The following is a 10,338-nucleotide window of genomic DNA, read 5'->3' as shown; positions in this document are numbered from 1 at the left end:
GGCGGGATGGGGGGGATTGTGGGATTGTAGGATTGTGGGAAGCCGTGGCCGCGAACGGGCCATCCGGACGAGAAGAGGTCCGCGCCGTGCCTTGTTCCCTGCAGGCTTGGTTCCCTGGAGGCCCGGTTGCCGGGGCACCGGGTTCCCCGAAGACCGGTCCGTGGAACGGCCGCGGCATCGATCCCGTTGGCCCCGCGGCCCGCACCGGAGTGAACTTCGGCCGGACAGCCTCGCCGGGAAGGCCCCATGCTGCTCCTCGTCCTGTCCCTCCTGCTCCTGGCGACCTTCGTCCTGATGATCGTCCGGCGGCGCGACATCGGTCGCCTCACCTCCTTCGCGACGCTGCTGGCGGCCGTGATGCTGATGATCTGGATGCAGAACAACGGCCTCCTGCCGGGCAGCCAGGGGCGCTTCAGCGACGACCGGCCCCGGACGAGCCTCGATCCGCCGGCCCCGGCGCCGGCCGCGCGCATTCCCTGAGGGGCAGGGCCGTCACAGCACGGAGCCTGTGTCGCTCGATCGCGTGGGATGCCATGGACCGTTCCGGCCGATCGTGCGTTCACCGCTCGGCCCGTGCACGTGTCTTGCTCGGGGGGCTCGTGTGTCGGGGGCCGGGTCCTGTGCGGACCGCCCGGGGCGCGACAGATCCGGCGGCATCGGGGCCGGGGACGATCGAAGGGTATTGGGGTGATGGCGAAAATTCTTCTGGTGGAAGATCACGAGGAGATCTGGGACTTCCTGTCCCGCCGGCTGAAGCGGCGCGGCTACGACGTGATCCTCGCCCATGACGGCGAATCCGGCGTGCAGCAGGCCCGCACCGGGCAGCCGGATGTCATCCTCCTCGACATGAACCTGCCCATCCTGGACGGCTGGTCGGCGGCCCGCGTGCTGAAATCCGGCAGCGACACCAAGGGGATCCCGATCATCGCCCTGACCGCGCACGCCATGTCGGGCGATCGCGACAAGGCGATCCAGGCCGGCTGCAACGACTATCACCCGAAGCCGGTGGACTTCTCCAAGCTGCTGACCCAGATCAACGCCGCCGTCGGTCCGCAGGCGCCCGCCATCGCCTGAGGCGGCCCGCCCGGCCGCCCCGCGCACCCGATGCCCGCGCATCGGCGACCGCGTCGCTCACCCCAACGAGACCCATCCCATCCATGAGCGACGATCCCATCACCGCCCGCCTCCTGCGGCAGGCGATGCCGGTCTTCACGACCCTGGCCTCCTGCCTCCTCGTGATCACCATCGCGGCGGCCCTGTATCTCGGGCGCGACATCTTCGTGCCGGTGACCCTGGCGATCCTGCTGAGCTTCGTCCTGGTGCCGGGGGTACGCCTCCTGCGTCGCATCCGGGTGCCCCGGGCGCTGGCCGTCCTGGCGGTGGTGCTCACGGCCTTCGGGGCGCTCCTCGGGGTGTCGGTCCTCATCGCCAACGAGGCGGCGCAGCTCGCCTCCGACCTGCCGCGCTATCAGGTGACGATGCGCGAGAAGATCGCCTCGTTGAAGGAGGCGACCGCCGGCAGCGGCACCCTCTCCCGCATGGTCGACATGGTGCAGGATCTCGGCGCCGAGCTGCAGCCGGACCCGAACGCCACCCCGCCCGAGGGCAGCGCCGGCAGCGTCGCCCATCCCCTCCACGTCCAGATCGCCTCGGCCAAGGCCGGGCTGATCGGAACCCTCGGCGCCGTCGCCGGCCCGATCCTGCATCCGCTCGCCACCACGGGCCTGATCCTGATCTTCACGATCTTCATCCTGCTGCAGCGGGAGGATCTGCGGAACCGCGCGATCCGCCTGGCGGGCTCGGGGGATCTGCGCCGGACCACGGCGGCCATCGACGACGCGGTGGCCCGCCTCAGCCGGTTCTTCCTCGCCCAGCTCGTCCTCAACATCGCCTTCGGCCTCGTGATCGGCCTCGGCCTCTGGGTCATCGGCGTGCCCAACCCGATCCTGTTCGGGGTGCTGGCCGCGATCATGCGCTTCGTGCCTTACATCGGCGCGGCGATCAGCGCCCTCCTGCCCCTGATCGTGGCCGCCGCCGTCGATCCGGGCTGGAGCATGGTCATCGCCACCGCGGCCCTGTTCCTGGTGGTGGAGCCCATCGCCGGCCACGTGGTCGAGCCCCTGCTCTACGGCCATTCCACCGGACTCTCGCCCATCGCGGTGATCCTGGCCGCCACCCTCTGGGCCTTCCTGTGGGGGCCGATCGGCCTCGTGCTGGCCACCCCCATCACCGTCTGCCTCGTGGTGCTGGGGCGCCACATCGAGCGGCTCTGGTACCTCGACGTCATCCTGGGCGACCGCCCGGCCCTGTCGCCGCCGGAGATCTTCTACCAGCGCATGCTGGCGGGGGACCCCGAGGAGGCGATCGACCAGGGCCGGATGTTCCTCAAGGCCCGTGCCCTCGTCACCTACTACGACGAGGTCGTGCTGGCCGGCCTGCTGATGGCCCAGGAGGACCTGTCTCGCGGGACCCTCGACCGGATCCGTCAGGACCAGGTCGGCACCGCCCTGCGCACCGTCGTCGCCCGCCTCGGCACCATGCCGGTGGGCCGAAAGATCGGGTCCTCCGGCTCGGCCGGCAATTCCGAGACCTCGGCGGCGATCGCCGCCATCGGGCCGGACCGGCAGGTCGCCGCCGTGGTGCTGCGCCCGGACGACCTCCCGGCGCGCTGGCGCGCGGCCCGGCCGGTGCTCTGCGTCTCGAGCCGCGGTCCCTTCGACGAGGCGGCGACGGCGATGCTGGGGCAGATCCTGGGACGGCACGGCCTCGGCGCGCAGGTGATGTCGATGGCGGAGCTGCGCCGGGGCGAGACGCCGGACGACCTGTCGGGGATCGCCCTGGTCTGCTTCTCCTACCTGGAGCCCGTCAGCCTGTCGCAGATCCGGCTGAACGTCCGCCAGGCGCGGCGGGCGATTCCGGGCGTGCGGGTCCTCGTCGGCTTCTGGCGCGAGCGCGATCCGGCCTCCCTCGACCGGCTGCGCCGCACCCTCTCCGCCGACGTGCTGGTGACCACCCTGAACGGAGCGCTCGACGCAGCCCTGACCTTCGCCAAACGGGGGTGAGGCCCGGCCGGGCCGGCCCGGTCATTTGACATCCCCCTGGGCTTGACCCACTTCTCCCCCGCGCCGACCCCCTCTCCGGACGGGTGGCGACGCCCCCCGCACAATCTGGGAACGGTCGTTGCTGCGGGTCAGGCCCTGACGAGAGGCTAGTACCAGCACATGAAAGTCGTCGTCGTCGAGTCGCCGGCCAAGGCCAAGACGATCAACAAGTATCTCGGCCGCGACTACGAGGTTCTCGCCTCGTTCGGCCATATCCGAGACCTTCCGGCCAAGGACGGTTCCGTCGATCCGGAGGCGGACTTCCACATGCTGTGGGAGCTCGACGATCGCGGATCGAAGCGCGTCTCCGACATCGTCAAGGCGCTCAAGGGCGCCGACGGCCTGATTCTCGCCACCGACCCGGATCGCGAGGGCGAGGCGATCTCCTGGCACGTGGTCGAGGCCCTCACCGCCCGCCGCGCCCTCAAGGGCATGCCGGTGGAGCGCGTGACCTTCAACGCCATCACCAAGGCGGCGGTGGAGACCGCCATGCGCCAGCCCCGGCAGATCGACCAGGCGCTGGTCGACGCCTACCTGGCCCGCCGGGCGCTCGACTACCTCGTCGGCTTCAACCTCTCGCCGGTGCTGTGGCGCAAGCTGCCCGGCGCCCGTTCGGCCGGGCGCGTGCAGTCGGTGGCGCTACGCCTCGTCTGCGAGCGCGAGCGTGAGATCGAGGTCTTCAAGCCGCGGGAATACTGGTCCCTGGTGGCGACCCTGGTGACGGAGACCGGCGCCAGCTTCGAGGCCCGCCTCACCGGCGCGGACGGCAAGCGCATCCAGCGCCTCGACGTCGGCACCGGCGAAGAGGCGGCGGCGTTCAAGCGCGACCTCGAGCTCGGCACCTTCTCGGTGGGCAGCGTCGAGGCCAAGCCCGCCAAGCGCCACCCTGCCCCGCCCTTCACCACCTCGACCCTGCAGCAGGAAGCCTCCCGCAAGCTCGGGATGGCGCCGGCCCAGACCATGCGCGCCGCCCAGAAGCTCTACGAGGGCGTCGAGATCGACGGCGAGACGGTGGGCCTGATCACCTACATGCGGACCGACGGCGTCGACATGGCGCCGGAGGCGATCGCCGACGTCCGGCAGGTCATCGGCAAGGAATACGGCGAGCGCTACCTGCCGGGGGCGCCGCGCAAGTACAGCGTCAAGGCCAAGAACGCCCAGGAGGCGCACGAGGCGGTGCGCCCCACCGACATGAGCCGCCTGCCCAAGACGGTGGCCCGCACCGTCGATGCCGAGCAGGCCAAGCTCTACGAGCTGATCTGGACCCGCACGGTGGCGAGCCAGATGGAATCGGCCGAGCTGGAGCGCACGACCGTGGACGTGGTCGCCCAGGTCGGGCCGCGCACGCTGGAGCTGCGCGCCACCGGCCAGGTGGTGAAGTTCGACGGCTTCCTCACCCTCTACCAGGAGGGCAAGGACGACGAGGAGGACGAGGACGGCCGGCGTCTGCCGCCGATGAAGGCGGGCGATCCGCTCAAGCGCGAGCGCATCGCCTCGACCCAGCACTTCACCGAGCCGCCGCCGCGCTACTCCGAGGCCAGCCTCGTCAAGCGCATGGAGGAGCTCGGCATCGGCCGGCCCTCCACCTACGCCGCCGTGCTGCAGACCCTGCGCGACCGCGAATACGTGCGGATCGACAAGAAGCGCCTCGTGGCCGAGGACAAGGGCCGCCTCGTCACCGGATTCCTCGAGAGCTTCTTCAAGCGCTACGTCGAGTACGACTTCACCGCCGACCTCGAGACGCAGCTCGACCGGGTCTCGAACGCCGAGATCGACTGGCGCGAGGTGCTGCGCGACTTCTGGCGCGAGTTCTCCGCGGCGATCGCCGGCACCAAGGAACTGCGCGTCACGGAGGTGCTCGACGCCCTCAACGATCTCCTCGGCGCCCACATCTTCCCCGAGAAGGCCGACGGCTCGAACCCGCGCACCTGCCCGACCTGCGGCTCCGGCCAACTCTCCCTGAAGCTCGGCAAGTTCGGCGCCTTCGTGGGCTGCTCGAACTACCCGGAGTGCAAGTACACCCGCCAGCTCGCCGCCTCGGGCGTCGAGGGCGACGGCGAGGGCTCGTCCGAGAACGGCGGCCAGCCCGGCACGCGGGTGCTCGGCAACGACCCCGTCTCCGGGCTGCCCGTAACGGTGCGCGACGGCCGCTTCGGCCCCTTCGTGCAGCTCGGCGAGGCCTCCACCGAGAAGGAGGCGCCCAAGCCCAAGCGCTCGTCGATCCCGAAGGGCACCAGCCCGTCCTCGGTCGACCTGGAGATGGCCCTGAAGCTGCTCTCCCTGCCGCGCGAGGTGGCGAAGCATCCCGAGACCGGGGAGCCGATCCTGGCCAATCTCGGCCGCTTCGGGCCCTACGTGCAGCACGGCAAGATGTACGCGAATCTCGGGCGCGACGACGACGTGCTGGAGATCGGCGCCAACCGGGCCATCGACCTCATCGTCGCCAAGGAACAGGGCGGCGGCCGGCGCGGGCCGGCGGCGGATCCGGGCCGGCCCCTCGGCGAGCACCCGGAAACGGGCAAGCCCATCGTGGTGAAGTCGGGCAAGTACGGCCCCTACGTCACCGACGGCACCACCAACGCGACGCTGCCCAAGACCATGGCGGCCGAGGCCGTCGACCTGCCCCAGGCGCTGGAACTGATCGCCGCCCGGGAAGCCGCGGGCGGGGGCAAGAAGAAGGCCCCGGCTCGCAAGGCGGCGGGCGCCAAGGCCCCGGCGACCAAGAAGGCGGCTGCCAAGAAAGCGCCTGGCAAGAAAGCGCCTTCCAAGAAGGCTGCCGGGACGACGGCGGCGGACGGCGACGCGGTCACCGAACCCGCCAAGGCACCGGCGAAGAGCGCCGGCAAACCGGCATCCAAGTCGGCATCGGAGAAGTCTGCATCGGAGAAGTCTGCGGCGGGGAAGCCCGCCCCGGCCGCGCGCAAGAAGGCCTGAGCGCCCGCGAAGGCTCGCCCTCCCCCGATCGTCGCGGTTGTCGGGCAACCGCGCCGGTGGCGGGACGGCGCGCCCCTCGACGGCCGGGTCGGAGAGGATCTCGGCAAGGCTGCGGCGACCCTTGGGCGAGAGCCCGGCACATGACGCCGCGGGCTTCGGCCTCCGAGCCCGGCGACGGCCGAACCCGTGACCGGTCCCACGTCGCGATCCGGCCCTTTGTGGTCGGTTGGACTGCGCAATGTTAGCACTTGTTTATGGACTTGCCCCAAACATTGCAGACATGCGATTCTTATCCAGACAACAGGCTGACGGGCCCGAGACGACAACTGCACAGGCCGTGCCGGTGGCGCAGCCCCGAGTGGGGGCCGATCCGCCGCCGCGGGCCGTTCACGGCGAGGTGCTGGACGCCATCGAGAGCGACGTCCTGACGGCGATCGGCAATGTCGGCGCCGCCATCGCGGCGACCCGGACCGAGGTGGTGGACATGCAGGCCGGGCTCGCCGGCATCCGCGACCGCATGCGCCACCTCGCCGAGGCCGCCGAGGCGGCGAGCGCGGCCAGTGCCGGCTTCACCGGGCGGACCCAGGGCCTGTCCACGGTCTCGACGCGCATCACCGACGCCATGGCGCAGGCCTCCGGGCATCTCGATCAGGCGGGCACCCGCGGGGACGAGGCCCGGGCACTCATCGGCGCCCTGGCGACGGCCGGCAACGAGATCGCCAGCATCGTCGACACCATCTCGGCGGTGGCGCGCCAGACCAACCTGCTGGCGCTGAACGCCACCATCGAGGCGGCCCGGGCCGGCGAGGCGGGCCGCGGCTTCGTCGTGGTGGCGGCGGAGGTGAAGGCCCTCGCGGTGGAGACCGCCCGGGCGGCCGACGACGTCCGCAGCCGGATCGCGCGGCTGCGCGAGGGGGCGACCGCCTCCAGCGCCGCCATCGGTGCGGCGGCGGAGGCGATCGAGGCGGTCCGGCCGGCCTTCGGCACCGTGCGGGGCATCGTCGACCAGCAGGTCGGCATCGTCACCGACGTGGTCTCGGAGGCCACGCGGACGGCGGGCCTGATCGCCGACGTGAGCGTCGGCGCGGGCGAGACCAGCGCCGCCACTGTCGCCCTCGACCGACGGGCCGAGGCCATGGAGAGCGCCGCCGGCCAGGCCGCCGAGGAGGCCGCCGGCCTCGGGCGCCGCTTCGTCGCGGTGATCCGCCAGAACGAGATCGGCGACCGGCGGCGGGCGGACCGCTACCCGGCCGACCTGTCGGTCGCGCTCCGGGACGGGACCCGGACCCGCACCATCGACCTCAGCGAGGGCGGCCTCCTGCTGGCCCGGCCCGAGGCCGGGCCGGCGATCGCCGCCGGGAGCCTCCTCGAGCTCGAGGTCGCCGCGATCGGGCCCGTCCGGGCCCGGGTGGCGGCCGTCAGCCCGATGGGCCTGCACTGTGCCTTCGAGGATCTCGGCGCCGAGACCGCGGCGAAGCTCGCGGCCAGGCTCGCGGCGATCCAGGCGGAGTACGCCCCCCTGGTCGCCCGGGCCCAGGCCGTCGCCGGCACCATCAGCGGCCTGCTGGACGCCGAGATCGTGGCCGGGCGTCTCTCCGCCGGCCTCCTGTTCGACACCGACTACGTGGCGATCCTCGACACCCACCCGCGCCAGTTCATGACCCGGTCGGTCGAGACCCTGGAGCGGCTGCTGGGCGGCGTGCTGGAGGCGCCCCTGGCCGAGGACCCGGCGATGATGTTCTGCATCGTGGCCGACCGGAACGGCTACGTGCCGGTGCACAATCGCGCGGTGTCGCAGCCGCAGCGGCCGGGCGACCCCATCTGGAACAACGCCCACAGCCGCAATCGGCGCATCTTCGACGATCGCACCGGCATCACCGCCGCGCGCTCCACCCGCCCGGCCACCGTCCAGGTCTATCGTCGCGAGATCGGCGACCGTATCGTCATGGTGCGCGAGGTCGATGCGCCGATCCGCGTGCAGGGCCGGCACTGGGGCGCCTGCCGGACGGCCTACCGCTTCTGACGCTCCGGGACGCTGTCACACCGGTGCCATGCGGGGCGGCTAGCGGGAGGGTTTGCCGCCCGCTGTCCGCCTTCCCGCTGTCCCGCCTTCCCGCCACCCGCCTTGCCGGAGCCGCCGCATGACCGAACCGATGCGAACCCGCTCGCAGGCCGCCGAGGCCGCCGAGGATCACGGCTCGAACGGCAGCCGGAACCCGACCTTCGGCGACGTCGTGGCGGCGCGCTTCGACCGGCGCGACCTCCTGCGCGGTCTCCTCGGCGTCGGCGCCATCGCGGCCGTGGTGACGCCCCGCGCCCTGGCCGCCGGCGGGACGCAGGCGGCCGAGGCCGCTCCCAGCGCCGACACCCGCTTCCCCTTCGCCGAGATCGCGGCCGGATCGGATGCGCACCACCACGTCGCCGCCGGGCACGACGCCGAGATCCTGATCCGCTGGGGCGACCCGGTGCTGCCCGGCGCGCCCGCCTTCGACCCGCGCAACCAGACGGCGGCCGCCCAGGCCCAGCAGTTCGGCTACAACAACGATTTCGTCGGCTACTTCCCCATGCCGGGGGCGGCCGACCCGGCGGCGCACGGCCTCCTCGTGGTCAACCACGAATACACCAACGAGGAGCTCATGTTCCCCGGCCTCGGCCGCCAGGACGGCAAGGCGGTCGACTTCCAGGGCATGACCCGGGAGCTCGTCGACATCGAGATGGCGGCCCATGGCGGCTCGGTCATCGAGATCCGGCGCCAGGACGGCCGCTGGGCGGTGGTGCCCGACTCGCGCTACGCCCGCCGCATCACCGCCGCGACGCCGATGGTCCTGACCGGCCCGGCCGCCGGCACCGACCGGGTGCGGACCGCCGCCGATCCCAGCGGCCGCTCGGCCCTCGGGATGATCAACAACTGCGCCGGCGGCACGACCCCCTGGGGGACGTGGCTGACCTGCGAGGAGAACATCAACTACTACTTCTCCGGCGCCCTGCCGGCGGAGTCGCCGGAGGCCGCCAACCACAAGCGCTTCAACCTGCCGGCCGGCGCCTATGCCTGGGGCCGCTTCCACGAGCGCTTCGATGTCGGCCGCGCGCCCAACGAGCCGAACCGCTTCGGCTGGGTGGTGGAGATCGACCCCTTCGACCTGACGAGCGTCCCGAAGAAGCGCACGGCCCTGGGGCGCTTCAAGCACGAGGGCGCGGCCGGCATCGTCGCCAAGCAGGGCCAATACGTGATCTACCAGGGCGACGACGAGCGCTTCGACTACGTCTACAAGTTCGTCACCGCCGGCCGGGCCGACAGCGGCGACCGCGACCTGCTCGATTCCGGCACCCTGCACGTGGCCCGCTTCGACGCCGACGGGCGCGGCACCTGGATGCCGCTGGTCTTCGGGCAGGGCCCGCTGACGCCCGAGAACGGCTTCGCGTCCCAGGCCGACGTGGTGATCGGCGCCCGGCTCGCCGCCGACCGGCTCGGAGCCACCAAGATGGACCGGCCCGAGGATGTCGAGGCCAACCCGAAAACCGGCAAGGTCTATGTGATGCTGACCAACAACGGGAAGCGCAAGGCGGATCAGGTCGACGCCGCCAACCCCCGGGCCGACAACCGCTTCGGCCACATCGTCGAGCTCACCCCCGACGACGGCGACCACGCGGCCCCGGGCTTCGCCTGGGAGATCCTGGTCCGCTGCGGCGATCCGGCCATCGCGGCGGTGGGCGCCACCTTCTCGTCGGCCACCACCGCGAACGGCTGGTTCGGCATGCCGGACAATTGCGCCGTCGACGGTCTCGGCCGGCTCTGGGTCGCCACGGACGGCAACGCGCCCTCGCGCACCGGGCGCAACGACGGGATCTGGGCGGTGGAGACCGAGGGCGCGGGCCGGGGCACGGCCAAGCACTTCTTCCGGGTGCCCCACGGCGCCGAGATGTGCGGCCCCTATTTCGTCCCCGACGACACCACCTTCTTCGTGGCCGTCCAGCATCCCGGCGAGGCCGACGAGGAGGACCCGAAGGCGGTGCCCGCCACCTTCGAGGCGCCCGCCACGCGCTGGCCCGATTTCGACCCGGCGATGCCGCCGCGCCCCGCCGTGCTGACGATCACCCGCCGCGGGGGCGGCCGCGTCGGGACCTGAGGCGGCCCACGGGCGCGGTACCCGGGGCAACGATCCACGGATCACGCCACCGTCAGGCCTTCTTAACCACCCCCATACCATGTCATGGGGCGGTACGCCCTGTGCGGCGGGGGCTTCCGGCTCCCGCCTCTCGGAGCGGGAACCCCTTTCTGTTTCCGGTTTGTTCCGGTATGGTG

6 protein-coding genes are annotated in these 10,338 nt (G+C 72.0%); all 6 read left to right on the top strand.

Annotated elements, in window-relative coordinates; all coding sequences use genetic code 11:
• Window positions 1–246 precede the first annotated feature (246 nt).
• The 6 genes from AC0IY1_RS23705 (at window position 247) to AC0IY1_RS23680 (ending at window position 10,162) form a co-directional block, all read left to right on the top strand.
• A complete protein-coding gene (locus tag AC0IY1_RS23705; RefSeq protein WP_055955571.1) occupies window positions 247–480 on the top strand; it encodes a hypothetical protein in 234 nt (77 codons plus the stop codon).
• Window positions 481–690: 210 nt separating this feature from the next.
• The gene (locus AC0IY1_RS23700) at window positions 691–1,074 is read left to right on the top strand and encodes a response regulator (RefSeq protein ID WP_055955569.1); all 384 of its coding nucleotides are present in this window, start codon (window positions 691–693) and stop codon (window positions 1,072–1,074) included.
• An 83-nt stretch (window positions 1,075–1,157) separates the two neighbouring features.
• Entirely contained in the window at window positions 1,158–3,062 is a 1,905-nt protein-coding gene (locus tag AC0IY1_RS23695; protein ID WP_055955566.1) for an AI-2E family transporter, read from the top strand.
• A 159-nt stretch (window positions 3,063–3,221) separates the two neighbouring features.
• Entirely contained in the window at window positions 3,222–6,035 is a 2,814-nt protein-coding gene (gene topA / locus AC0IY1_RS23690; RefSeq protein WP_471772906.1) for a type I DNA topoisomerase, read from the top strand.
• A 343-nt stretch (window positions 6,036–6,378) separates the two neighbouring features.
• Window positions 6,379–8,058, top strand: coding sequence for a methyl-accepting chemotaxis protein (locus AC0IY1_RS23685; protein ID WP_471772904.1), 1,680 nt, complete (start codon window positions 6,379–6,381; stop codon window positions 8,056–8,058).
• Window positions 8,059–8,176: 118 nt separating this feature from the next.
• A complete protein-coding gene (locus AC0IY1_RS23680; protein ID WP_471772902.1) occupies window positions 8,177–10,162 on the top strand; it encodes a PhoX family protein in 1,986 nt (661 codons plus the stop codon).
• Window positions 10,163–10,338: the final 176 nt, after the last annotated feature.

Source organism: Methylobacterium sp. AC690, from assembly GCF_979256535.1.
Note: the sequence above shows the minus strand (reverse complement) of the source record. Positions and strands in the feature narration are given on the sequence as shown.

What these genes read in the sequence shown, in the direction of transcription:
- AC0IY1_RS23700 (WP_055955569.1), top strand. Translation starts at nt 691, where the DNA reads ATGGCGAAAATTCTTCTGGTGGAAGATCACGAGGAGATCTGGGACTTC.
- AC0IY1_RS23695 (WP_055955566.1), top strand. Translation starts at nt 1,158, where the DNA reads ATGAGCGACGATCCCATCACCGCCCGCCTCCTGCGGCAGGCGATGCCG.
- topA (WP_471772906.1), top strand. Translation starts at nt 3,222, where the DNA reads ATGAAAGTCGTCGTCGTCGAGTCGCCGGCCAAGGCCAAGACGATCAAC.
- AC0IY1_RS23705 (WP_055955571.1), top strand. Translation starts at nt 247, where the DNA reads ATGCTGCTCCTCGTCCTGTCCCTCCTGCTCCTGGCGACCTTCGTCCTG.
- AC0IY1_RS23680 (WP_471772902.1), top strand. Translation starts at nt 8,177, where the DNA reads ATGACCGAACCGATGCGAACCCGCTCGCAGGCCGCCGAGGCCGCCGAG.